Annotated in this window: 25 protein-coding genes; 11 read left to right on the forward strand and 14 right to left on the reverse strand. The window is 67.7% G+C overall.

Translation table 11 applies throughout. The annotated features are described in order from the left end of the window. The first annotated feature begins 25 nt into the window (after window positions 1–25). Window positions 26–571, forward strand: coding sequence for a dihydrofolate reductase family protein (locus ABFX45_RS39435; RefSeq protein ID WP_346135889.1), 546 nt, complete (start codon window positions 26–28; stop codon window positions 569–571). Here ABFX45_RS39435 and ABFX45_RS39440 read toward each other — a convergent pair. The 3 genes from ABFX45_RS39440 to ABFX45_RS39450 are packed head-to-tail and all read right to left on the reverse strand — an operon-like array spanning window position 561 to window position 3689. Continuing rightward, the gene (locus ABFX45_RS39440; protein ID WP_346135891.1) at window positions 561–1457 is read right to left on the reverse strand and encodes a sugar ABC transporter permease; all 897 of its coding nucleotides are present in this window, start codon (window positions 1455–1457) and stop codon (window positions 561–563) included. The two genes, ABFX45_RS39435 and ABFX45_RS39440, sit on opposite strands and share 11 nt — an antisense overlap. Continuing rightward, window positions 1457–2374, reverse strand: coding sequence for a carbohydrate ABC transporter permease (locus ABFX45_RS39445; RefSeq protein WP_407656816.1), 918 nt, complete (start codon window positions 2372–2374; stop codon window positions 1457–1459). The genes ABFX45_RS39440 and ABFX45_RS39445 overlap by 1 nt, the downstream gene beginning before the upstream one ends. A 58-nt stretch (window positions 2375–2432) precedes the next feature. Beyond that, on the reverse strand, window positions 2433–3689 hold the full coding sequence (locus ABFX45_RS39450) for an extracellular solute-binding protein (RefSeq protein WP_109631268.1): 1257 nt from the start codon (window positions 3687–3689) through the stop codon (window positions 2433–2435). A 220-nt stretch (window positions 3690–3909) separates the two neighbouring features. Here ABFX45_RS39450 and ABFX45_RS39455 point away from each other — a divergent pair, with 220 nt between their 5' ends. Both ABFX45_RS39455 and ABFX45_RS39460 read left to right on the forward strand, forming a co-directional pair. Continuing rightward, window positions 3910–4947, forward strand: a complete 1038-nt coding sequence (locus tag ABFX45_RS39455) for a LacI family DNA-binding transcriptional regulator (RefSeq protein WP_109631264.1) — start codon at window positions 3910–3912, stop codon at window positions 4945–4947. A gap of 124 nt (window positions 4948–5071) precedes the next feature. Beyond that, a complete protein-coding gene (locus tag ABFX45_RS39460; RefSeq protein ID WP_109633069.1) occupies window positions 5072–6175 on the forward strand; it encodes a LacI family DNA-binding transcriptional regulator in 1104 nt (367 codons plus the stop codon). Here the strand turns inward: ABFX45_RS39460 and ABFX45_RS39465 are convergent, their stop codons facing one another. Next, window positions 6176–6844 carry a hypothetical protein gene (locus ABFX45_RS39465; protein ID WP_146231395.1) on the reverse strand — a complete coding sequence of 223 codons (669 nt, stop codon included), beginning with the start codon at window positions 6842–6844 and terminating at the stop codon, window positions 6176–6178. A 149-nt stretch (window positions 6845–6993) separates the two neighbouring features. Here ABFX45_RS39465 and ABFX45_RS39470 point away from each other — a divergent pair, with 149 nt between their 5' ends. The 3 genes from ABFX45_RS39470 to ABFX45_RS39480 all read left to right on the forward strand — a co-directional run bounded on the left by ABFX45_RS39470 (window position 6994) and on the right by ABFX45_RS39480 (window position 8947). After that, a complete protein-coding gene (locus tag ABFX45_RS39470; RefSeq protein ID WP_346135893.1) occupies window positions 6994–7506 on the forward strand; it encodes a beta-class carbonic anhydrase in 513 nt (170 codons plus the stop codon). Between the two features lie 62 nt (window positions 7507–7568). Further along, on the forward strand, window positions 7569–8438 hold the full coding sequence (locus ABFX45_RS39475; RefSeq protein WP_109631251.1) for an HhH-GPD family protein: 870 nt from the start codon (window positions 7569–7571) through the stop codon (window positions 8436–8438). Next, window positions 8438–8947 carry a 2'-5' RNA ligase family protein gene (locus ABFX45_RS39480; RefSeq protein WP_211337136.1) on the forward strand — a complete coding sequence of 170 codons (510 nt, stop codon included), beginning with the start codon at window positions 8438–8440 and terminating at the stop codon, window positions 8945–8947. Before ABFX45_RS39475 ends, ABFX45_RS39480 begins: the two co-directional genes overlap by 1 nt. Here ABFX45_RS39480 and ABFX45_RS39485 read toward each other — a convergent pair. Further along, window positions 8896–9642, reverse strand: a complete 747-nt coding sequence (locus ABFX45_RS39485; protein ID WP_211337135.1) for an alpha/beta fold hydrolase — start codon at window positions 9640–9642, stop codon at window positions 8896–8898. The two genes, ABFX45_RS39480 and ABFX45_RS39485, sit on opposite strands and share 52 nt — an antisense overlap. Before the next feature lie 15 nt (window positions 9643–9657). On the opposite strand from ABFX45_RS39485, the gene ABFX45_RS39490 reads away from it, so the two are divergent. From ABFX45_RS39490 to ABFX45_RS39500, 3 genes are read left to right on the forward strand one after another with little or no spacing between them, the layout of a single operon-like run. Continuing rightward, entirely contained in the window at window positions 9658–11112 is a 1455-nt protein-coding gene (locus tag ABFX45_RS39490; protein ID WP_346135896.1) for a M1 family metallopeptidase, read from the forward strand. 47 nt (window positions 11113–11159) lie between these two features. Continuing rightward, the gene (locus ABFX45_RS39495; protein ID WP_109631240.1) at window positions 11160–11471 is read left to right on the forward strand and encodes an antibiotic biosynthesis monooxygenase family protein; all 312 of its coding nucleotides are present in this window, start codon (window positions 11160–11162) and stop codon (window positions 11469–11471) included. Then, complete coding sequence (locus tag ABFX45_RS39500) at window positions 11468–12271, forward strand: SIR2 family NAD-dependent protein deacylase (protein WP_233439164.1); 804 nt, start codon at window positions 11468–11470, stop codon at window positions 12269–12271. The genes ABFX45_RS39495 and ABFX45_RS39500 overlap by 4 nt, the downstream gene beginning before the upstream one ends. Here the strand turns inward: ABFX45_RS39500 and ABFX45_RS39505 are convergent. Further along, window positions 12243–13328 carry an endonuclease/exonuclease/phosphatase family protein gene (locus ABFX45_RS39505; protein WP_346135898.1) on the reverse strand — a complete coding sequence of 362 codons (1086 nt, stop codon included), beginning with the start codon at window positions 13326–13328 and terminating at the stop codon, window positions 12243–12245. The two genes, ABFX45_RS39500 and ABFX45_RS39505, sit on opposite strands and share 29 nt — an antisense overlap. Between ABFX45_RS39505 and ABFX45_RS39510 the strand changes: the two genes are divergently transcribed. Continuing rightward, the gene (locus tag ABFX45_RS39510; protein WP_428834281.1) at window positions 13236–13907 is read left to right on the forward strand and encodes a DUF6928 family protein; all 672 of its coding nucleotides are present in this window, start codon (window positions 13236–13238) and stop codon (window positions 13905–13907) included. The two genes, ABFX45_RS39505 and ABFX45_RS39510, sit on opposite strands and share 93 nt — an antisense overlap. 12 nt (window positions 13908–13919) lie before the next feature. On the opposite strand, the gene ABFX45_RS39515 is transcribed toward ABFX45_RS39510, so the two are convergent. The 6 genes from ABFX45_RS39515 to ABFX45_RS39540 all read right to left on the reverse strand — a co-directional run bounded on the left by ABFX45_RS39515 (window position 13920) and on the right by ABFX45_RS39540 (window position 20226). Beyond that, window positions 13920–14777, reverse strand: a complete 858-nt coding sequence (locus tag ABFX45_RS39515) for a hypothetical protein (RefSeq protein WP_112231097.1) — start codon at window positions 14775–14777, stop codon at window positions 13920–13922. Further along, window positions 14777–15901 carry a WXG100 family type VII secretion target gene (locus ABFX45_RS39520; protein WP_346135902.1) on the reverse strand — a complete coding sequence of 375 codons (1125 nt, stop codon included), beginning with the start codon at window positions 15899–15901 and terminating at the stop codon, window positions 14777–14779. Before ABFX45_RS39520 ends, ABFX45_RS39515 begins: the two co-directional genes overlap by 1 nt. 7 nt (window positions 15902–15908) lie before the next feature. Beyond that, window positions 15909–16223, reverse strand: a complete 315-nt coding sequence (locus ABFX45_RS39525; protein WP_109631228.1) for a WXG100 family type VII secretion target — start codon at window positions 16221–16223, stop codon at window positions 15909–15911. Beyond that, entirely contained in the window at window positions 16220–16873 is a 654-nt protein-coding gene (locus tag ABFX45_RS39530; RefSeq protein ID WP_428834282.1) for a YbaB/EbfC family nucleoid-associated protein, read from the reverse strand. The genes ABFX45_RS39525 and ABFX45_RS39530 overlap by 4 nt, the downstream gene beginning before the upstream one ends. A gap of 132 nt (window positions 16874–17005) precedes the next feature. After that, window positions 17006–17539, reverse strand: coding sequence for a hypothetical protein (locus tag ABFX45_RS39535; protein ID WP_346135905.1), 534 nt, complete (start codon window positions 17537–17539; stop codon window positions 17006–17008). Between the two features lie 125 nt (window positions 17540–17664). Beyond that, on the reverse strand, window positions 17665–20226 hold the full coding sequence (locus ABFX45_RS39540; protein ID WP_109631222.1) for an ATP-dependent Clp protease ATP-binding subunit: 2562 nt from the start codon (window positions 20224–20226) through the stop codon (window positions 17665–17667). Window positions 20227–20545: 319 nt separating this feature from the next. Between ABFX45_RS39540 and ABFX45_RS39545 the strand changes: the two genes are divergently transcribed. Beyond that, on the forward strand, window positions 20546–21343 hold the full coding sequence (locus tag ABFX45_RS39545) for a (2Fe-2S)-binding protein (protein ID WP_233439162.1): 798 nt from the start codon (window positions 20546–20548) through the stop codon (window positions 21341–21343). 81 nt (window positions 21344–21424) lie between these two features. Here the strand turns inward: ABFX45_RS39545 and ABFX45_RS39550 are convergent, their stop codons facing one another. Then, window positions 21425–22222, reverse strand: a complete 798-nt coding sequence (locus ABFX45_RS39550; protein WP_109631219.1) for an ABC transporter ATP-binding protein — start codon at window positions 22220–22222, stop codon at window positions 21425–21427. Further along, a complete protein-coding gene (locus tag ABFX45_RS39555; protein WP_346135908.1) occupies window positions 22219–23214 on the reverse strand; it encodes a FecCD family ABC transporter permease in 996 nt (331 codons plus the stop codon). Before ABFX45_RS39555 ends, ABFX45_RS39550 begins: the two co-directional genes overlap by 4 nt. Window positions 23215–23226: the final 12 nt, after the last annotated feature.

A 23226-nucleotide genomic window follows, 5' to 3' on the forward strand; every position in this document is an offset into this window, starting at 1 on the left:
AAAGGCCGAACACGGGAGTGAACCGATGGGCAACGTGCGACTGCACTTCTCGATGTCACTGGACGGCTTCGTGGCTGACCCGCACAACGGCTTCGGCTGGCTGTCCCGCACGACCGGCCGGCCCGAGCTCGTCAACTCCTACGCCGAGCGCACGGGTGCGATCCTCGGCGGCAGGAAGGGGTGGGAGGAGGTCCCGGACCCCAGCGCCCCGTACGGCGGCCAGTTCGTGGGAAAGCTCTTCATCCTGACCCACCACCCCGAGGACGCGACGCCTGCGGAGGGCGTCACGTTCCTGACCTGCGACGTGGCCGAGGCGGTGCGGATCGGCCTCGAGGCTGCGGACGGCAAGGACCTCGAGGTGTTCTCGCCGACCATCGGCCGTCAGCTGATCGAACGAGGGCTCGTCGACGAGATCGCCCTGCACATCGCGCCCGTGCTGCTCGGCGACGGCCTCCGGCTCTACGACAACCCCGGCGGTGCGCCGATCCACCTGCACCGGCTCGACACCGACGACCTCCACTCGGAGGTGGACGTCCGGTATCGGCCGGTGCGGGAGACCGTCAGCCCTTGACCGCGCCCGAGGCGAGGCCGGTCACCAGGAACCGTTGCACCAGGTAGAAAACGATGATCGCGGGAATGGCGACCAGGATGGAGGCGGCGGCCAGGTGGCCCCACTCCGTCCTGTTCTGCTGCACGAACACCTGCAGGCCCACGGCCAGCGTCTTCGACTCGTCCGCCGCCGACAGGAACGCCGACGCGAACGCCACCTCACCCCACGCGGTCAGGAACGCGTAGAAGGACGTGACCGCCAGGCCCGGCTTGGCCAGCGGGAGGATCAGCCGCCAGAACACGCCGAACGGCGACAGGCCGTCCACGCGTCCGGCCTCGTCGATGTCCGCCGGCACCGTGTCGAAGTAGCCCTTCAACATGTAGGTGCAGAACGGCACCGCGGTCGTGCAGTAGACCAGCACCAGGCCGATCGACGTCCCGTTCAGGCCGAGCGCGAGCAGGATGTTGTACAGCGGCACGATCAGCACCGCGAACGGGAACATCTGCACCAGCAGGAACGACATCATCAGCCGGCGCTTGCCGGGGAACCGGAACCGCGACGCCGCGTAGCCCGCGGTCGCCGAGATGAAGACACCGATGACGGTCGTCATCAACGCGATCACCACGGAGTTGCCGAACCAGGCGAGGAAGTCCCCCTTCTCGCCGGCGAGCACGCGGGTGTAGTTGTCCAAAGAGGACTGGTTGAACAGCGTCGGGGTGGGCTCGACCGCGCGGGCGTCCGGCTTCAGCGAAGTGACGAACACCCAGAAGACCGGGAACACCGCGATGATCGACGCGACGACCAGAGCGCTGTGCAGCAACACCGAGGCGCCCCTGGACCGGTCCGCCCGGCGCAACCGGCGCTCGGGAGCCTTGACCACCTGGAGGGACGAAGCATCGAGCGTCATCACCACACCTCGCCCTGCTTGCGCAGCGCCCGCCGGTACACCGTGGCGAACACCAACAACACTGAAAGGATCAACACGCCGTAGGTCGACGCGATGGCGTAGTCACGGGACGCGCTGGAGAAGAACCGCTCGAACGCGTAGGTGACCAGGATCCGGGAGTTCGGGTTCGGGCCCGCGATCAGGTAGATCACCGCGAACATGTTGAACGTCCAGATGATGCCGAGCAGGACCACCGTCGACGACACGGAACGCAGACCGGGCAGCGTGACGTGCCGGAACCGCTGCCACGGCGTGGCACCGTCCATTTCGGCCGCTTCGTAGAGATCGCCCGGAATCGACTGCAGGCCACCGAGAAGTGCCACCATCATGAACGGCACGCCCAGCCACACGTTCACGATGATCACGGAGACCAGTGCCCAGTTCGACTGGCCGAGCCACACCGGGTCCGGCAGGCCGACCGCGCGCAGGACCTGGTTGATGATCCCGTACTGCGCGTTGAACATGTACTTCCAGGCGAACGCGCTGATGAACGCGGGCACGGCCCACGGCAGGATCAGCAGCACGCGGTAGATCGTGCGGCCGCGCACCTGGCGGTTCAGCAGCAACGCCAGGCCGAGGCCGATCGTGTAGTGGAAGAACACGCACGAGAACGTCCAGATCAGCGTGCGGACGAGCGTGTCCCAGAACGCGCCGTACGACTCGCCGCCGGACAGGACGCTCAGGTAGTTCTTGAAGCCCACCACGTCGTAGGACGCGGGCCGGTCGAGGACCGGGTTGGCGATGTTGCCCTCGTTGATGTTCGTGAAGGTGAAGAACACGCCCTGGGCGAGCGGGTAGAGCACCAACACCGCGATGACCACCACGACGGGCAGCACCATCGCATACGCGTACCAGTACCGGTCCAGGAACCGACGCACCGAGACTCTCCCCTCAGGCGAACGGCCGGGGCGGAAGGCCCCGGCCGTTCAACACCAGTCAGCCGATCGAGTACTCGGGAACGACCTTGTCCTTGTACGCCTTGGCGACGTCGTCAAGGGCGGCCTTGGCGTCCTTCTTGCCGGCGAGGAAGTCCGCGTAGCTGATCTTCAGCGGGTCGAAGAGCTCGCCGCCCTCCGGGATCCACGGACGCTCGTGCGCGACCTTGGTGACCGGCTCGAACGCGGCGACGACGGCGTTGGCCTTGACGTCGGCGTTCTGGTAGGCCGACTTGCGGCTCGGCAGCAGGCCCAGCTCCTTGGCGATGGCGGCCTGCGACTCGACCGACGCCATGCACTGGATGAACTTGATCGACGACTGCTTGGCCTTGGTGGCCTTGCGGATCACGTAGTCGTGGCCACCGACGGGCGCGCTGCCCTTGCCCGCGGACGGGCCGGGAACCGGCGCGATGCCCAGGTTCGCCTTGTCGGTGAACGCGGCGCCCTTGAGGTAGTCGGCGACGGCCCACGGGCCGTTGATGACCATGGCGGCCTCACCGGACGAGAACGCGGCCTGCATGTTCGAGTACGAGTTCGTCGCGTCGAGCGCCGTGGTCGCGGCCTTGCTGTCGAGCAGGCCCTTCGCGGTCTCCAGCGCCTTCACGTTCTGCGCGGAGTTCACGACGATCTTCTTGGCGGACGCGTCGACCAGGTCGCCGCCCTCGCCGTAGATGAACGGCAGCGCGTAGTACGCGTCGTTGTTGAGGAAGAAGGCCTTCTCGCCACCCAGCTTGGCGGCCGCGGCCTTGAGCTCGTCCCAGGTCTTGGGCGGCTCGACACCGGCGTCAGCGAGCTTCTTCTTGTTGTAGAGCAACGCGAGCGAGTCGGTCACCTGCGGCACGGCGTAGGTCTTGCCCTCGTACTTCGTGGAGCCCAGCGGGGCCTCCAGGAAGTCGGAGGTGTCCTTCGCGAGGTCGGTGTCCGACAGGTCCTCGACCAGGCTCAGCTTCGCGAGCTGCGGCACCCACGCGACCTCCGCGCGGAAGACGTCCGGGCCCTGACCACCCTGAGCAGCGGTCTTGTAGTTGTTGAGCGCGCCGTCGAACGCCTGCGTCTCAACCTTGACCTTGTAGCCGCCCTTGGTGGCGCAGTCCTCAGCGATCTTCTTGAACACGGGGCTCTCGTTGGGGCCGCTGGTGTCCCAGAAGGTCACTTCGCCCGTGTCGGATCCGCTGCTGCTCGATCCACCACCGCCACAGGCGGTGAGCACGAGGGCGACACCCGTCGCCATGGCGGTCACGAGGGTTGTCCGTCGCATCGTTGCTGCCGTTCCCTCCAGCTGGGCCTCATCTCCCGGCGAGATGAGGGTCTTGCAAGGTTTTGCGTCAATGTTGCGGGCGATTTCACTACCGGAACCATGGTCAGGTCAAGGCATCGTCCGTAACCAAGCCGTAACGGCACCGTCTTGCAAGGGCGCGTTGCAAAATTTTTCTGAACGCGGCAGGCTTGCGCCGACCCAAGCTGAGCAGGGAGGCAACGTGTCCGGACTGTCCGAGATCGCCAGGGCAGCCGGGGTGTCCATCTCGACGGTGAGCCGCGTGCTGAACCGCCGGGCCGGCGTCAACGAGGAGACTCGGCAGCGGGTGCTGTCGGTCCTCGCGGAGATGCCGTACACCCCGCGCGGCCTCGGTGCGTTGCAACGCACCGGCGTGATCGGCCTGCTCGTGCCAGAGCTCTCGAACCCGGTCTTCCCCGCGTTCGCCGAAGCCCTGGAGACGCGTGCGGCCCGCCTCGGCTACTCGTCGCTGCTGTGCAACACCCGCAGCGGCGCTCCGATGGGTGAGGAGGAGTACGTCCGCATGCTCCTGGCCCGCGGGGTCGAGGGCATGGTGTTCGTGTCACCGGAGATCACCAACGTCGAGGTGCCGCTCGGTCAGGCGCCGCGCCCGAGCTACTACGCGAAGCTCGTGGCCGACGGCGTCCACATGGTCTTCCTGAACGGTGCCACGCCCGCGCTGGACGTGCCCGACGTGACGGTGGACGAGCAGCTCGCGGGTTACATGGCGACCAAGCACCTGATCGAGCTCGGCCACGAGCGGATCGGGTTCGTCTCGGGTCCGGCACGATCGCTCCCCTCACGTCTGAAGCGCGCCGGGTGGGCCGCCGCTCTCGAGGAGAACCACCTGCCGGCGGGCTCGGAGTACGTCGCGCACGGGCCGTTCAGCGCGGAAGGCGGCGGCGTGGCCGTGGGGCAGTTGCTCGACACGGTGACGCCGACAGCGGTGATCTGCTCGTCGGACCACATGGCTCTTGGTGTCATGCGCGAAGCACACCAACGGGGGATCTCCATTCCTGAAGATCTCTCGGTCGTCGGGTTCGACGACATTCCGCTGGCTGCCTACTCGTCGCCCGCTTTGACGACGCTCGCGCAGCCCATCGAGGAGATGGCGGCCGCCGCCATCGACGAGCTCGTACTCCGTCTGGATCCGGATCGCCGCAGGCAGGACAGGGACAACTACACCCGCGTCTTCCGCCCGCGGCTCGTCGTGCGGGAGTCGACGGCGCCACCCAAGTGAGATGCCGTTTGGTCTGGACCAACTTCTGAACAAGGCAGATGGGTCAACCAGGGCGGATGCGTCATTTGAGGGACACAGGTCACCCTCGCTTCACGAATTGGTTCTGAACCGTTACGGTCACTTCATGGCGCGGTCGATGCATGTGCGACGTCCGGCGACGCTGGCCTCTCTGGCCGCTGAGCTGGGCGTTTCCCGGACAACGGTGTCCAACGCGTACAACCGTCCCGACCAGCTCTCCCCCGAGCTGAGGCGGCGGGTGTTGGACACGGCCCGAAGGCTGGGTTACCCCGGCCCGGATCCTGTGGCGCGCTCGTTGCGCACGCGCAAGGCGGGTGCGGTGGGCCTGTTGCTCACCGAGAACCTCTCTTATGCGTTCCGCGACCCGGCCGCGATCGGCTTCCTGGAGGGCCTCGCGCTGGCGTGCGAGGACGCCGGCACCGGTCTGCTGCTCGTCCCGGCCAACCCCGAGCGCGAGGACGTCGCGTCTGTCCACCGCGCGGGTGTCGACGGCTTCGTCGTCTACTCGGTGCCGGACGACGACCCGCACCTCGCCGCCGTGCTGGAGCGTCCCGTTCCCACCGTCGTCTGCGACCAGCCCGACCTCGGCACCGTCGACCGGGTCGGCATCGACGACCGCGGCGCGATGTACGAGCTCGCGAAGCACCTGCTCTCGCTGGGCCACCGCCGCGTTGGCGTCGTGTGCATGCGGCTCGCGCGTGACCGCAACGACGGCTTCGTGACCGCGGAACGTCAGCACGCAGCGCACTTCCACGTGCAGCGCAACCGCCTGTCCGGCCTGGCCGAGGCGTTCAGCGAGGCGGGCGTCGACTGGTCGCAGGTGCCCGTCGTCGAACGCTTCGACCACAACATGGCTTCCGGTGCCTCCGGTGCCGCCCAGGTGCTCGACAAGGACCCGCAGATCACCGCGTTGATCTGCACCTCTGACGTGCTCGCTCTCGGCGCGATGACCGAGGCCGCGCGACGTGGCCTGCGCGTGCCGCACGACCTGTCGGTGACCGGCTTCGACGGCATCCGCGAGGCGGAGGCCGCCGCGCTCACGACGGTGCGTCAGCCGGTGCTGGAGAAGGGCCGTGCCGCGGGCAAGCTGCTGCTCGACTCGAGCGAGCGGACCCGGCCGCGGTCGGTGAACCTCGCGACCGAGCTGATCATCGGCAAGACGTCCGCCGCGCCGCGCGGTGGAGCCGAAGAACGTTGGTTCGGTCCGTGATCACCACTCGAGCCTGAACACCACCGGTGAGCTGGCCTTCCCGGCCAGCTTCGCCACCAGCAGGTAGTCGCCGGGCCCCAGCCGGGTGTGCGCTCCGCACCCCGGCTTCGAGGTGGAGCCCGCCCACTTCGTGCCGTAGTTGAAGAGCTCCTTGGGCTGCATCACCCGCACCTCGGAGCCCGCCGTGGCCAGGCAGTGGTTGCTGGACCACAGCAGCGTCGCGCCGTCCGCGCTCATGACCTGCAGCTCGCGGTGCTGGCGCCCGATGTCCTTGATGCACGGCACCGGCCCGTTGTTGGCCACGTCCATCGACAGTTCCGGCTGGTCACCGATGGTGTAGAAGGGCTTGTTGGCCTTCGCCACGATCCCGATCACGTCGTCCGGGCAGGGCTGCGGCGGGCCTGGCGGCGGAGGCGGTGGCGTGGTCTCCGTCGGGGACGGCGGTGCGGTGGTCGACGAGGACGACGGAACCGCCGTCTCGGACATGCTCGGCGGTGGGTTGGAGGACGACGCCGCTGCCGCGTTGGTCGGCTGGGCGGAGTCCTCGCCGGATCCGAAGAACCCGACGATCCAGATCACGAGCAGCAGTGTGACCAGTGCGGCACCGATCGCGGCGACACGACGGCGCCAGTACACCGAGGAAGGCAGCGGTCCGGTGGGCTCGATCACGGCCCGAACGTAGCCGGACGGGGTGGAATCGAGCGGTAGGCGAGCATCGCTCGATCGGCTGAACGTGATATTGGCCGGAAACCCCTTGTGAACGCGCACTAACTCAAGTTCCATCGAGCGGGGGTCCGCCGGTAGGCCATGGAGGTGTCATGACCGCGATCGACGAACTGCTCAAGCGGAACTACGAGCTCGGGACCGTGGTTCCTGGAGACCGTTCGTCCGCGAAGCCGTCCCTGCAGGTAGCAATCCTGACCTGCATGGACTCGCGCATCCGGGTGTTCGAGATCTTCGGGTTGAAGCAGGGTGAGGCGCACGTGCTGCGCAACGCGGGAGGTGTCGTCACCGACGACATGATCCGCTCGCTGGCGCTCAGCCAGCGCAAACTGGGCACGCGCGAGGTGCTCCTCGTGCACCACACGAACTGCGGCCTGGAGATGGTGACAGAGGACGACTTCAAGGACGAGCTGGAGGCCGAAACCGGCCTGCGCCCGACCTGGGCCGTCGAGGCGTTCAAGGTGGTCGAGCAGAGCGTGCGCGGTTCGATGGCCCGCCTGCGCCGCAGCCCGTTCATCCCGCACACGGACAAGATCCGCGGGTTCGTGTACGACGTGCACACCGGTGAGCTGCGCGAGGTCGACGCCGTCGACACCAAAGCCGCCTGAGTTCTGGCGCTGAGGGCCCTTCCGGGAAACCGGCAGGGCCCTTTGCGCGAGAATGGCGGGCGATGAATCACGAGTTGCTGCTGGGCTGGTGGGACACCGCCGCACGCGACCTGCCGTGGCGCCGGCCTTCCTGTACCGCCTGGGGTGTGCTGGTCAGCGAGATCATGCTGCAGCAGACGCCGGTGGCCCGCGTCGAACCGATCTGGCACGAGTGGCTGGCGCGCTGGCCGGTGCCGAGCGCGATGGCCGCGGCGTCGCAGGGCGAGGTGCTGCGCATGTGGGGCAAGCTCGGCTATCCGCGCCGGGCTCTGCGGCTGCACGAGGCTGCTTCCGCCATTGCCCGCGATCACGGTGATGTCGTGCCCTCGGACGTGGAGACCCTGGAGTCGCTGCCGGGCATCGGCAGCTACACGGCTCGTGCGGTGGCCACGTTCGCGTACGGGCAGAAGTGCGCTGTCGTCGACACGAACGTCCGCCGGGTCGTTGCGCGCGCGGTGCACGGTGCCGGTGATGCCGGGCCGCCGTCGACCAAGCGTGATCTCCGGGACGTCGAGGCCATCCTGCCGGAGGACCAGGAGGACGCCGCTGTGTTCTCGGCGGCGTTGATGGAGCTCGGGGCGTTGATCTGCACGGCCAAGAACCAGAAGTGCGCGGACTGCCCGCTGTACGCCGAGTGCGCGTGGCAGCTGGCCGGCCGCCCCGCCTATGCCGGGCCGGTGAAGAAGGTGCAGCAGTTCGCCGGCACCGATCGCCAGGTTCGCGGCAAGCTCCTGGACGTGCTGCGCGGTGCGCCCGGTCCGGTGCCCAAGGCGCAGCTCGACATCGTCTGGAACGACATCACGCAACGAGAGAAGTGCCTGGTCTCGCTGCTCGACGACGGTTTGGTCGAGCAGACGCGAGACGGCCTGTTCGCGCTACCCGGGGAGCATTGATGCACGCGCTGGTGGCGTTCTTCGACGACGAGGCGGACAAGCAGGTCCGTGACCTGTGGCGGCGGATCGGCGCACGTCACGAGTACCCGCCGCACCTCACCTACGCCGTCGCGAGCACGATCGGTCCCAAGGTCCGCAAGGAGCTGCGCGAGGACCTCGAACGGCTGTGGATGCCGGATCTCTGGCTGCACACGCTCGGCACGTTCTCGACGGTCGACAACGTGCTGATGCTCGCCGCTGTCGTCGACGCCGAGCTGCTGGCCGTGCACTCGGCGATCCACGATGTGCTGGCCGGTCACGTGAAGAACCCGAGCGCGTACTACCTGCCCGGCAGCTGGGTGCCGCACTGCACGCTAGCCGCGGACATCGACGACGAGGCGATGAAGAAGGCGTTCGCCGAGGTCTTCCCGGTCGAGCCGATCCGCGCGAAGGTCCGCGAGGTTTCGATCGTCGACACTCAGACCGGCGAGATCGACGTGCTCAAGAAGGCCTCCACGGCACCTCGGTAGACCCACGGCGCGGTGGCGTGCACGACGTGGCCCGCCTCCGGCACGTACAGGTACTGACCTCGGGAACGCCGCGCGGCCTCCTCCATCTGGCCCGGCAGCTGACCGCCCTGACCTGCCTCGATGACCAGTGACGGGCACTTCACCTCGTCGATGAACTCCCAGTACGCCCGCGTGCCCCACTCGGCGGCGATCTCGTAGAGGTCGTCCATCGAGGCGATCAGGTGCCAGCCGTCCTCGCGTTCCTCGAAGTACTCGGCGAACACCTGCGCGCCGAAGAACGACGTCACGTGCGCCACCGACTGGAACGGCACCGGCCAGGCGTCGAAGAACCACTTCCACTCGTCGACGGTCCTGCCCCTGTTGTCCGGGGCGAAGTCCTCGACCACAATCGCCCGGACCAGGTCCGGACGGGTCGCCGCGAGACACCACGCGTGCAGCCCGCCCATGGAGTGCCCGATCACCACAGCGGGTCCGAGGCCGAGGTCCTCGATCGCCTTCGCGGCGTCGGCGACGAAGTCCTCGGTGCGGAACGGTCCCCGCTGCGGGTTGCGGCCGTGCCCGCGCTGGTCGATGCCGACGACCCGGCCGAAAGGTTTGAGCCACTGCGCCACCGGCCACCAGGCAGTGGCCCTGCTCATCAGACCGTGCAGGAGCAGTACACCTTGCCCAGTTCCGCCGAACTCCACCACCGACACAGGGATGATTAACGCATGAAGGCCCGTCCGTACCTGATCGCCCTGGTGTTGATCGTGCTCGTCGCCGGCCTGCTCGTCGTGTTCCGCACGCCGGGCGGGGACCCCGCGCAGCAACAACGCCAGGAGACGTCCCCGCAGGCAGCCGTGGAGGCCGGCGCGGGGGTGGGCGACGCGTACTACCCGACGGACGGCAACAGCGGCTACGACGTCACGCTCTACGACCTGGCGATCACCTACGACCCGTCGTCGCAGCAGCTGGACGGCGTCGCTTCCATCACCGCCACCGCCGCCGACGACCTCTCCCGGTTCAACCTCGACCTGGAGGGCCTGAAGGTCAGCGACGTCAAGGTCGGCGGACAGCCCGCGAAGTTCGCGCAGGAGGGCGACCACGAGCTCGTCATCACGCCGTCGTCCCCGATCGCGAAGGGCAAGCCGTTCACCGCGGTCGTCACCTACGGCGGCAAGCCCACGACGATCGACGACGCCTCGCTGGGCCGCAGCGGCTGGCAGATCTCGTCGACCGGCGGTGCCTTCGCCGCAGGTCAACCACACTCCGCGACGACCTGGTTCCCCGCCAACGACACCCCGCGCGACAAGGCGGCCCTGAAGCTCGCGGCCCGCGTCCCGGACGGCTGGACGGCCGTGTCGAACGGTCTCGAGGGCCCGGTGACGCGGGACGGCGGCTGGACGACGTTCAACTGGTCGGAGGAGACGCCGCTCGCGACGTACCTGGCCACGGTGGCGATCGACAAGTTCGAGATCGTGCGCGGGAAGCTGCCGAGCGGCGAGCCGGTGCTCGACGCGTACGCACCCGGCACGTCTTCCTCGAAGAAGCCGATCCAGGCACGGTTGCCCGAGGTCCTGGCGTTCCTGGAGACGAAGTTCGGCCGGTACCCGCAGCGCGCGGCCGGCAGCATCTGGGTGGCCGACCAGATCGGGTTCTCGCTGGAGACCCAGACCCGGCCGGTCTACGCGTCGTGGGCGGACCTGGAGACGGTCGTGCACGAGAACGCGCACCAGTGGTTCGGCGACTCCGTGACGATCGAGAACTGGGCGGACATCTGCCTCAACGAGTGCCTGGCGTCCTACTCGCAGTGGCTGTGGCTGGAGAAGGAGGGCACCGACCTCGACGAGCGCTACCGCGGTCGGGTGGAGGAGCTGCGCAGCCGGTCGTCGTTCTGGGCGCCGAAGCTCTACGACATGGGCAAGGGCAACGAGTTCAGGGGCGTCTACGACAAGGGCATCATGGCGATGCACGCGCTGCGCAAGCAGGTCGGTGACGACGTGTTCTTCAAGGCCCTGCAGTCGTGGACGACCAAGCACCGCGACTCGAACGCCTCGTGGCCGGAGTTCGAGAGCCACTTCAAGGAGGCCTCCGGACAGCAGCTGGACGGGTTCTTCGCGGCGTGGTTCCGGGGCTCGGGCATCCCGGAAGACCAGTACCTGCTGCCTGTCGGTGTGCGGCGCTAGCGCCGTGGTCTGAAGACTTGCCGGGCCACGGCGCTAGTGTGGGTCGCATGGCAGTCGTGAAGATCAATGCGATCAAGGTTCCCGAGGGCGCTGGCCCCGAGCTGGAGAAGCGGTTCGCCGCCCGCCTCGGCGCGGTCGACGACCAGCCCGGCTTCCTCGGCTTCGAACTCCTGCGCCCGGTCGCGGGAGAGGACCGCTACTTCGTCGTGACGCACTGGGAGACCCACGAGGACTTCGTCGCGTGGCGCGACGGTCAGGCCGGCCAGGCTGCGCACTCCGGTGAGCGCGCCAAGCCCGTGTCGACCGGTGCCGATCTGCTGGAGTTCGAGGTCGTGCTGGGGAGCAAGCCCAAGCAGTGACAGAGCTCGACCACGCTTACGGCCAGGCAGCCGAGCTGATCGCCGGTGCGGACGCGGTGCTCGTCTGTGCCGGCGCCGGCATGGGCGTCGACTCGGGTCTGCCGGACTTCCGCGGCACCGAGGGCTTCTGGCGGGCCTACCCGCCCTACGAGCGCCTCGGGCTGAAGTTCGAGGAGATCGCCGACCCGGTGCACTTCGCCGACGATCCCGCGCTGGCGTGGGGTTTCTACGGCCACCGGCTCGGCCTGTACCGCGCGACCGTGCCGCACGAGGGCTTCGAGATCCTGCGCTCCTGGGGTGCCCGCGTCTTCACGTCCAATGTGGACGGCCAGTTCCAGAAGGCGGGCTTCACGGACGTCGCAGAGGTCCACGGTTCGATCCACCACGCCCAGTGCGTGGAACCGTGCACCGACGAGATCTGGGAGTGCTCGTTCGACGTCTCCGTGGACCCGTCCACGATGCGCGCGGTGGGCACGCTGCCGTCGTGCCCGTCGTGCGGCGGCCTGGCACGGCCCAACATCCTGATGTTCGGTGACTGGGGCTGGGTGCCGCACCGCAGCCAGTCGCAGCTCGACGCGCTGACGGCCTGGCGACGCACGCAGCAGAACCTGGTCGTGCTCGAGATCGGTGCCGGTACCGCGGTGCCGACCGTGCGGCGTCAGGCAGAACTGGCCAGCGCCGCTTCCGGTTCGCTGATCCGGATCAACACCCGCGAGCCCGCCGTCCGGCACGGCCGAGGCGTTTCCCTGCCGGTGGGCGCGCTGGAAGCCCTCACAGCCTTGGCACGACGAACTGCGTGACGACGGCCCGGTGATCGCTGCCGGGCACGTCGAACACGTCCAGCGTGTCCACCGGGCACCGCGAGTCCACCAGCACGTGGTCGATCGTCACCGGCGGCGGCCAGAACCCGCTGTTGCTCGGCCAGGTGTGGATCAGCCCCTTGCCGACCTGGTCAGCGGCGTCCACGTAACCCTTGTTGAGCAGCCGCGTGATGCCCACGTGGTCGAGCGTCGCGTTGAAGTCACCCGCGAGCACCCTGATCGCGCCCGTGCTGTCGCGGCTGGGCAGCCCGGCGAGCTCGCGCTGCCACGCCTCCGGCCCTTCGGTCACGACCGGCGGCAACGGGTGCACCGACACGACCTCGATGTCCTTGCCCGGCAGGTCCACCAGCGCACCCGCCTGCTGCAACGTGCCCGGCGGCGTGAGATCCCGGCGCGAGAGCGGGTACTTCGAGGCGATGCCGCTACCCGACCCACCCGGCTCGGCCAGGAAGACCCGGTTGGGCAACACCTGGTTGAGGCCCGCCCGTTCGAGATCCCGCACCATCTCGGGCGTGAGCTCCTGCATGGCCAGGATGTCGATGCCGCGAGCCCTGACCTCCCTGACGATGAAGTCGGCGTCCGCGATACCGGTGAGAAGGTTCGAGGTCATCAACCTGACCTGCTGCCCCACCCCGTTCGGCCGCGAGTCGGAAAACGCCCGCGGCGCCACGTTCGCCACCAGCACAATCCCGACAAGCGTCATCGTCAGCCCAACGGCCCACCTCCTGCGAAACAACGCCCCCAGGCCGATGAGCAGCCCTACGACCGTGATGTACGGGATCAGCGACGTCGTGGCGACCATGTACCTGGCGCCATCGATCCCGAGAACCCTGACCATCGCAGCCGCGACGAACGCGACCGCGCACACGACCAGCAGAAAGGTGGCGAATCCGTTCCGCGGTGCCTTGACCTCGGTGGTGACCACGTCGCGCAGTCTCGCCGAGTGCTCGTCAGTCTCCGGTGTGGTCCCCACAGCCAAGGGACGGCCGACGGCCCGTTCGCGTTGCCTGCCGAAGTTGTCAGACCCCTCCGGCATCCTGAGCACACACCGACCGGACGGGAGTCTCATGGGAACCGCGGACTGGCTGCTCTTCTACGCATCCGACGACGTCAGAAGGTCCTGCGCGCGTCACCGAAGATTGCCCGCGAGGCCACGTCGGCGTTGATCCAGCGGCTCTACCCGTCGCACGAAATCCACCCGATAGCGGACGGCTGCCTGGACGCGGCCAACCCACCGAAGGGCGAGGTCTACGCCGCCGTCTTCCCCGGCCTGGCCATCGTCTGCACCAGGGACGCCGCGAACGACGCCCCGACCCACCTGCCCCCGCACTTCGTCCGCGAAGCCGCGGGCCGCACCCTCTACCTGCACGCGATGCACAGCGTCGTCGACTTCTTCGCCGACGCGATCTGGGAGCCCGGCGGCACCCTGCGCCGCTCGTTCAGCCTGTCGCCCGACAGCGGCGTGATCGAGGACATCGTGCTCCCCTGCCGTTCGAGGAGAAGTACCTGGCGGGCGACCCGGAGTTCCTCGAACAGCTGGAGGAGGACGACGACCATCCGTTCCGCTTCCACCCGCTCGACCTGGCGGAGATCGTGTTGGTGGGCTACGCCGTGACGCCGCGCTGGCTCACACCGCCGCTGCGGGGTGCCTCGGCCGCGCACCGGGCATGCGGTCGAGGAGCCCGCAGATCGTGTCGACCACGCCCATCAACTGATCCGGTTCGATGTGGTCGCTCAGGACGATGTACACGAACCCTGACTCGAACGTCAGCCGCAAGCGACTCGCCTCGACCGGCAGATCGTTCTCCCGGTCCAGCAGCCAGTGCAGCGCATCGAAGTTCAGCTCCCTGCTCGCAGCGGCAGGATCGCTGCCGTAGGCGAAGAACTCCTGGTCCATCGGTGGCGCCAGCCGCACTCGATGCCATTCGACGTGATCGTTCTGCGCCGTCGACGGCGGCTTGGACACAAAGCCTGTCCACAGTCTTTCGATCTGCTCAGGCGTGAGCGGGTTTCCGCTGCTCGTGTACTTGGACGGCCGGATGATCCGCATCGGGGCCATGCGCGCTGTGGCCACCTCGATCCGGTGCTCCTGAACCCACTTCACTCCGTAGCCGGCGGGGTTGCTCACCCGTACCGACGCCTCGGTGACCCGGACGTGCCACTGGCCACGCTGCACGTCCAGTGCCAGGTCCCACCGCGGTTTCGACCGCCGGAGCAACGTCGCGAAAAAGCCTTCGACGTGTTCGACAACCGGCCCGCGGACACCTGCCGACCACGCGGCGGTATCGCCCCCTGGCGCGATCACCTGCCCGCCGATGCTGTCCGCCAGTGGAGTCAGCGCGGCGACCTGCTCGGCCCGGGTCCTCCGGTGAGTGCGGAAGTTCAACCACCGTCGCACGATGAGGAACACGATCGCCAAGGCGACCATGGCCAGGAAAGTGGGGCTGAGCAGGAGGTCCAGCAAACCCTTTTTCACGTTGTCCATCAGATGTCCAGGTAGCCCTTGATCTGTTGTTTCGAGTAGTCGGTCCCGGTATCGCGCGCCTCGTTGGCCTGCTGCTGCAGCGAGGTGTTGCGCAGCCCCTTCTCGTTACGTCCGTCGAGTTGCGCAGCCGCCTCTATGCCGACGGCTTCACCCATCGAACGCCAGAAGCCCTGGTTCACCCGTTCGCCGACGATTCCCTTCGAGCTGTTCATCTTGTCAACCCAGCCCTTGTGCAGATCGCGCTTGCCGAGGTTCTTCACGGCATCGTCCGCGACCGTGACGTTGGCCTTCTTGTCCGCCATGGCCTTCTTCATCGCGGTGCCCACGTTCTTGGTCCTGGTCACCAGGTTGCGCAGGAACTGCACGATCTTGCTCAGGAACGCTTTGAGCCTGGCGATGATGCGCGACACCCGGCTCGCCGTCGTCGCGGCCCGCACACCGGTCAGGGCTCCCGCTGCGGCGGTCGACGACCCGAAGCTGGGGACGGCGGCGGCGAGCGCGGGGATCCAGATCATGACCAGCCAGATGATGAACTCGGTCAGGATCGCCTTGAGGAGGTCCTCGATGACCTGCATGATCATCGAAGAGGTCAGCAGCAACTCGGACAGCTCACCGGCCTGGCCGATCACCCCGTCGATGCCGTTGGCGAACTCACCCAACTTCGTGGCTGCCGCGTCCGCCGTTTCGCCACCCCAGCTCTGCACCGAGCTCTGCAGGTCGCTGTTGAACGCCTCCTGCAGCTTGGTGAGACCCGCGGCCAGCTTGCCGAAGTTCTCACCGGCCTGCTGGAGCGCCGGGCCGTCGCCGCTGACGAAGTGGATCGCATCCTCCAGCGGCTCACAGATGCTGATCAGGAAGCTCAGGCCCTGGTTGACCAGCCAGCCGATCGGATCGAACGCGATCTGCCCTGCCTCGCTGAACGAGTTGATCAGCGCGCTGCCTTCGGACGCCAGCGCTGTGATGCCACCCGCTTCTCCGGTGTTTCCCGCCGCCTCCAAGGCCTTCTTGAAGCTGCCGTAGAACGGTGCGTTCTCGACCGCCTTCTCTGCCGTGGTCTTCTCGCCGATCTTGACCTGGTTCTCTTCGCCGGTCAGGCCGGGAACGTCGTACGGTTCTTCCGCCACGACCGCGCTACCCCCGCTCAACCTGGATGCCGTTGAGGAGCTGCTTCAACGCCTCTTCCTGCTGCGCATAACCCTCCGCGGTGTCGCGGAACTTGTCCGAACCGGACCGCAGGCCGTCCTGCATCGCCTGCATCGTCTCCTTGAGGTCACCGAGCATCTGCGTGTACTGGTCCTTGACGAAGATTCCGACGACACCCCAGGACTTGTCGCCGACATCGGCCATGGCGATCAGCTCGGCGATCCTGCTCGCCGAGCTGTGGTGGCCGTCGAGCTTGCTCGCGAACTCCCTGAGCTCGTCCGGGTTGACGCTGAACCCGCTCATCGGCCGTCCTCGTCGTCGTAGAGGTTCAGGAACTTCCCGTCCTGTTTGGGCGGTGCGGCGGGAGGCGGCTGCGATGACCTCTCGTTCCACGGGTTGCCGCGCATGATGTTCTGGTCGGAGAAGTCGTCGTGCGGCAGGGGCGCGGGCCTGCGCGGCGGTGCGGGCGGCCTGACGGGGCCGACCTGAGGCATGGGCGGCGGCATCGGGGGACGTTGCGGTGCGGGGGCGACGGGTGCGGCTTCTTCCGCCCTGACGGTGCGAAGTTCCTCTTTGGACATTCCGAAGAGCTGCGCCTGGGTTTCCAGGACCTGGTCGGACAGCTTCATGTCCGTGCCGATCACACCTTCGACGATGTCCGCCTGGCGGCGAGCGGCTTCGGCGACGGCCTGCTGCAACGTCGACATCAGCTCGGCGGCCAGTGCTTGCGGTGGTCTGCGCATGGCGTGGTCGGTCAGCCTGATGTCCTTGATGGTGCCGGACGGTCCAGCCACGACTGTCACGGTGCGGTCGGCCGAGGTGGCGACCGCTTCCATCTCGGTCAGCTGCTGCTGCATCTCGCCGATGTTGGCGAACTGCTGGTCAACGCGCTGCATTCGAGCTTGGAACTGCTCGAACTGAGCGACGAGCTGTTCGAATGCTGCCGACGGCACAAGAACCTCCCCCCAGGGCTTCGCTGGCTCGCAGTGATCGCGAGCGGCGCCATAGTGGCAGGAGGTGTTTCCGGTTCGCGGCGAAACGGACGAACCGATGTGGCTGAGTGACCCGCGTGACAGACGAGACGGTCAGACGACCGCTGTGGGATCCCTCGGCTCCACGCCGGGCATGAGGTCGAGCGTCTCCAGGATCGTGTCGACCAGGAAGACGAGTTCGTCGGGCCGCACCTGCCCCTGACACACGGTGTGAACGAATCCGTCCTCAAAGGACAGCGGGAAGAACTCCAGCCGCATCTTTCGCGTCGGCACCGGCATCGTCGCGATCTCGATCCAGTGCTCGTACTCCAGAAGCGCTTCGGTGAACCTCGGCTTCGGGTTGCACGCCTCGGTCACGCGGACGTGCCACGGCCCGCGCCGGAAGTCCAGCGACAGCTCGGCTTCCGGCTTCGAGCGCTGCAGCCGGGGTGACCACGCGCCGGCCTGACCCTGGCCGGACAGGGAGCCGTCCAGCGTCTTCGCGAGCTCGGCCATGGCCGGAGATCGGCTGGCGAGCGCCTCCGAGCGTGCGCGGGCGCGCCGATGCGGGAGCAGTGCGGCCATGACGACCGAGATGGCGATGACGACCATGACGTGTGGTTGCAGCAGGCTCGCCAGGATCTCCATGTGCCCTCCGGCGGAGAAAGGGACGGTCGTCTTCCTCTAGAGGTGCCGTGAGCGGAGATTGTTGAGTCCGCGGACGAGAACGGCCCCCGGGCGGAGTGCCCGGGGGCCGTTCTCAGCTGGCTAGATCACTCGGCGTCGTTCGCCGGGGACTCCTGCGGCTCGGTGGCCGCGGGAGCGGCGAGGTCGACCGGCGGGGCGTCCGGAACGCGGTTCGGCTTGGCCTCGCCGCGGAAGACGAAGCGCGCCTTGTCGTGCTCGTCGGACACGCCGTCCCAGCCCTCGACGTCGGTGATGATGATCTGGCCCGGCTGGATCTCGCCGAACAGGATCTTCTCCGACAGCTGGTCCTCGATCTCGCGCTGGATCGTGCGGCGCAGCGGGCGGGCGCCCAGCACCGGGTCGAAGCCGCGCTTGGCCAGCAGGGACTTCGCCCTGTCGGTCAGCTCGAGGGCCATGTCCTTGTTCTTCAACTGGGTCTCGACGCGGGCGATCATCAGGTCCACCATCTTGATGATCTCGTCCTGAGTCAGCTGGTGGAAGACGATGATGTCGTCGATGCGGTTGAGGAACTCGGGGCGGAAGTGCTTCTTCAGCTCGTCGTTGACCTTGTTCTTCATGCGCTCGTAGTTGGACGCGGTGTCCTGACCCGAGGTGAAGCCGAGGCCGACTGCCTTGCTGATGTCGGACGTGCCCAGGTTCGACGTGAAGATGATGACGGTGTTCTTGAAGTCCACCGTCCGGCCCTGACCGTCGGTCAGGCGGCCGTCTTCCAGCACCTGGAGCAGCGTGTTGTAGACCTCCTGGTGGGCCTTCTCGATCTCGTCGAAGAGCACGACGGAGAACGGCTTGCGGCGCACCTTCTCGGTGAGCTGGCCGCCCTCTTCGTAGCCGACGTAACCGGGAGGGGCACCGAAGAGCCGCGACGCGGTGTAGCGGTCGTGGAACTCGCCCATGTCGATCTGGATGAGCGCGTCGTCCTCGCCGAACAGGAAGTTCGCCAGCGCCTTCGAGAGCTCGGTCTTACCGACACCGGACGGGCCGGCGAAGATGAACGAGCCGGAGGGGCGCTTCGGGTCCTTCAGGCCGGCGCGGGTGCGGCGGATCGCCTGCGACACGGCCTTGACCGCGTCGACCTGGCCGATGATCCGCTTGTGCAGCTCGTCCTCCATGCGGAGCAGACGCGTGGTCTCCTCCTCGGTGAGCTTGAACACCGGGATGCCGGTCCAGTTGGCGAGGACCTCGGCGATCTGCTCGTCGTCGACCTCAGCGACGACGTCCAGGTCACCGTCCTTCCACTGCTTCTCCCGCTCGGCCTTCTGGCCCAGGAGCTGCTTCTCCGCGTCACGCAGCTTGGCCGCGCGCTCGAAGTCCTGCGCGTCGATCGCGGACTCCTTGTCGCGACGCACGTCCGCGATCTTCTCGTCGAACTCGCGCAGGTCTGGCGGCGCGGTCATCCGGCGGATGCGCATGCGAGCGCCCGCCTCGTCGATGAGGTCGATCGCCTTGTCCGGCAGGAACCGGTCGTTGATGTACCGGTCGGCCAGCGTGGCGGCGGCGACCAGCGCGGAGTCGGTGATCGAGACGCGGTGGTGCGCCTCGTACCGGTCGCGCAGGCCCTTGAGGATCTCGATGGTGTGCTCGAGCGACGGCTCGCCCACCTGGATCGGCTGGAAGCGGCGCTCCAGCGCGGGGTCCTTCTCGACGTGCTTGCGGTACTCGTCGAGCGTGGTCGCACCGATCGTCTGCAGCTCACCACGAGCCAGCATCGGCTTCAGGATCGACGCGGCGTCGATCGCGCCCTCGGCCGCACCCGCGCCGACGAGCGTGTGGATCTCGTCGATGAACAGGATGATGTCGCCGCGCGTGCGGATCTCCTTGAGAACCTTCTTCAGGCGCTCTTCGAAGTCACCGCGGTAGCGGGAGCCCGCGACCAGCGAACCGAGGTCGAGCGTGTAGAGCTGCTTGTCCTTGAGCGTCTCGGGCACCTCGCCCTTGACGACCATCTGCGCCAGCCCCTCGACGACGGCGGTCTTGCCGACGCCGGGCTCGCCGATGAGGACCGGGTTGTTCTTGGTGCGGCGGGACAGCACCTGCATGACCCGCTCGATCTCCTTGGTGCGCCCGATCACCGGGTCGAGCTTGCCCTCACGGGCCGAAGCCGTGAGGTTGCGCCCGAACTGGTCGAGGACCAGGGACGAGGACGGCGTGCCCTCACCACGACCGGTCGACTCCGACGCGCCCTTCTCCGTCGAGTAACCGGACAGCAGCTGCAGCACCTGCTGCCGCACCCTGTTGAGGTCGGCACCCAGCTTCACGAGGACCTGCGCAGCAACGCCCTCGCCCTCGCGGATGAGCCCGAGCAGGATGTGCTCGGTGCCGATGTAGTTGTGGCCGAGCTGAAGCGCCTCGCGCAGCGAGAGCTCCAGGACCTTCTTCGCACGGGGGGTGAAGGGGATGTGTCCACTCGGAGCCTGCTGGCCCTGGCCGATGATCTCTTCGACCTGCTGGCGGACGCCCTCCAGCGCAATCCCCAACGACTCGAGCGCCTTGGCGGCGACACCTTCACCCTCGTGGATCAGACCCAGGAGGATGTGCTCGGTGCCGATGTAGTTGTGGTTGAGCATCCGTGCCTCTTCTTGGGCAAGGACAACCACCCGCCTCGCGCGGTCGGTGAACCTTTCGAACATTCGCACTCCCTGACTGCTGCGTCGGCGGTCCTCGGCTCCACCGATCTACCCTGGTGAGCGCGGCACCGTGGCTCCACTGTAGTGGGCGGTACCGAGGCCTGTGGTTCCCGTCAGCGGACAGTCGCGTCCGGCCAACCCTGACACCCGCATCAACGCAGGTCGGGAGCAACGGATTCCACAGATCGGGCGATGTCCGCTCAGCGCGAACAACCAACCGTTGAGCGATACTCCTGTGATCGGGACCACTCGGACAGGCGCAGCAAGGGCAACCTTGGGTAAGGTTAGGCAAGCCTCATTCAGATGAGATAGGACTTGCGCGTTGACCGTACCTGCGAGGGTCTCACAGCAGAACCCGCGTGCGCTCACGCCACTGGCCGAGTCCATCGCCCGCCTGGAGACCGACTCCGAAATCCGGTTCGGCATTCCTCCGACTTCCTGGACGATCTGCTCGGACCTGCTGGCCGAACCCGCGCGCTTCGACCTGTGGCGCAAGGACCTGGCCGAATGGATGGCCGAGCAGTACGGCGAGTCCGACGACCGAGCCACCGCCGGCTACATCATGGGCTGGTACCTGCACATCCCGGGCACCATCGCGGGCCTCCTCTTCCACACGGCCCGCCGCGTCCCCACGCTCAAGCCCTCCGACATCGCCTTCCGCACCAACGCCGACGGCCGCCCCCACCCGGACGGCATCTCCGTCCTCTCCGACGAGTTCGCCTGCCTCCCGGACGACCCGGCCTCAAACCACCCGGCAGCCACCGTCGTGGCCAACGAGGCAGCCCTTGCCGCCCTGCTCCGAGCGCGCTATGCCGCCCACGCAGCCCAGTTCGTGGCCTCCTTCGGCCAGGTGGTCCGCTTCGGCCGCCGCACCCTCTGGGCAGCCGCGACCGACATGCTGGAGTACGGCGCCTGGGCAGCGGGCCGGGTCTGCGGTGACGAGAACGGCGGCGTGACCGACGCGGCGCTGATCCTGCCGGAGAAGCTCGACCCCTTCGTCTCCGCTTCGACCCTGCACCTCACCACGGAGGGCTGGAAGCGCAAGCGCAACAGCTGCTGCTTCCACTACGTGCTCCCGGAGGCCGAGCCCTGCACGGCCTGCCCCCGCACCTGCTCCTGACGCAGGCTGGCTGGGCACAGCAGGCTCGCGCAGGGGTCCCCTTGAGCTCAGGCCCCCACGCGAAACGCCGCAGGCGGCTCCCTACAGCACCCGATGCCGAGACCCAACCGGCACAACCAACGGCGTTCCAGAAACCGGATCCTCGACAACCCGAGCATCCAAGCCGAAAACATCCAGCAACACGGCCTCGGTCAACACATCCCCAGGCGCCCCCTGAGCCACGATCCGCCCATCCAGCATGGCAACGATGTTGTCCGCATACCGAGCAGCCAAGTTCAAATCGTGCAACACCATGACGACAGTCCGCCCCATGCTGGAGTGCAACTCCTGCACCAGGTCCAACACGTCGATCTGATGCGCAAGATCCAGGTACGTGGTCGGCTCGTCCAGCAGCAACAGATCCGTGCCCTGCGCCAACGCCATGGAGATCCACGCCCGCTGCCGCTGCCCACCGGACAGCTCGTCCACGGTCCGCTCAGCCAGGTCCGAGATCCCGGTCATCGCCAACGCGGCATCAACAGCAGCCTCGTCATCCGAGGACCACTGCCGATACCAGGACTGATGCGGATGCCGCCCACGAGCGACCAGATCGGCCACAGTCAGCCCTTCAGGTGCCGACGGAGCCTGAGGCAACAACCCCAGCACCCGAGCCACCTCCCGAGTGGGCATCCGGTCGATCTGCTTGCCGTCCAGCAGAACCGCACCCGACCGTGCAGGCAGCAACCGCCCAAGAGCACGCAGCAGCGTCGACTTGCCACACCCGTTGGGCCCGATCACCGCGGTGACGGTCCCGCCGACCACCGACAGGTCCAGGGTGTCGACGACCAGCCGCTCCCCGTACCCGACACACAGCGACGAAGCCTCAAGACGCACACTCATACCCGCGCCTCCCGGCGACTCCGTACCAGCAGGTACATCAGATAAGGCGCTCCGAGCACCGCGGTGACCACCCCGACCGGCAGCTCGATGCGATAGATGGTCCGTGCCACCAGATCCGACAGCATGACGAGCACGCCGCCCACCAGGACAGACCCGAACAGCGGCGGCTGAGCGGTTCCGGCGAGCCGCAAAGCGATCTGCGGCGTGGCCAGCGCGACGAACGCGATGGGACCGGCCGCGGCGGTGGCCACGGACGCCAGCACGATCGCCACGATGATCAGGAACGACCGCGCCACGTTGACCCGGACGCCCAGCCCGCGCGAGGTCTCGTCGCCGAACTGCAGGGCGCCGAGCACGTGCCCGCCGATCAGAGCCACGGGAACCAGCACGACCAGCGCGAGGGCGACCGGTACGACGTGCTCCCACCCTCGTCCGTTCAGCGAGCCGGTGATCCACACCATCGCCCGGCCGGCGTCCTGCACGTCGCCCACGGTCAGCAGGTACTGCGTGAAGTTGCCGGCGACCGCGGTGATGCCGATGCCGATCAGCACCATCCGGAAGCCCTCGATGCCCTGCCGCCACGCCAGCGCGTAGACCAGCAGCCCGGCGGTCAGGCCGCCTGCCAGACCGGCCAGCGGCAGCCCGATCGACGCCGCGCCGCCGGTCACCACGCCGAGCGAGCCGGCGAAGGTGATCACGGAGACCGCGCCCACGCCGGCGCCCCACGTCACGCCCAGGATGTCGGGCGACGCCAGCGGGTTGCGCACGATCGCCTGGAAGATCGCGCCGGACAGGCCGAGCGCGCCGCCCACGAGCAGGCCGGTCAACGCTCGCGGCAGCCGCAGCTCCGTCACCACGAACTGGTCGCGCCTGGTCCCTCCGCCGAGCAGTGTGTCGATCACCTGCGCGGCGGTCAGCGGGAAGTCGCCGATCATGATGTCGACGACCAGCACGGCTGCCAGCAGCACGAGTGCGACCGCCACGACCACCATTGGTCGGCGGCG

Source organism: Lentzea roselyniae, assembly GCF_039537795.1.
Lineage (GTDB): Bacteria > Actinomycetota > Actinomycetes > Mycobacteriales > Pseudonocardiaceae > Lentzea > Lentzea atacamensis.